Source organism: Bacillus sp. SIMBA_074 (assembly GCF_046534555.1).
Taxonomy (GTDB): Bacteria; Bacillota; Bacilli; order Bacillales; family Bacillaceae_G; genus Bacillus_A; species Bacillus_A mycoides.
Map to the genome: position 1 here is coordinate 1 of NZ_JAWRYM010000203.1, position 352 is coordinate 352.

Sequence of the window (352 nt, forward strand, 5' to 3'; positions counted from 1 at the left end):
CGAAATATCGGGACCAGTTACCAGGGACGGTAGTTTTTATCCATCAGTTTGCCGAAGAGCTCGCACCTGGAGGAGCTCGGCCGATGATTGAGGACGGCTGCCTGGACGGGGTAGATGTCATTTACGGGTGCCATTTGCAAAGCACAATGCCGTTTGGCAACGTGTATTACCGCGAAGGCTACATCCAAGCTGCTGCCGACAAGTTTACAATCACCGTAAAGGGAAAAGGCGGACATGGGGCTATCCCGCATGAAACGGTCGACCCGATCATCATTGGCGCGCAGATCGCGATGAATCTGCAGACGATTGCGAGCCGAAAAGTGGACCCATTGAAGCAGCTGGTTGTTTCCAT

General features: G+C 53.4%; 1 protein-coding gene. It reads left to right on the forward strand.

Features of this window, described 5'->3' with window-relative positions; genetic code table 11:
• The coding region (locus tag SB773_RS30505) for a M20/M25/M40 family metallo-hydrolase (protein WP_410593949.1) at positions 1-352 on the forward strand (352 nt) is incomplete at both ends.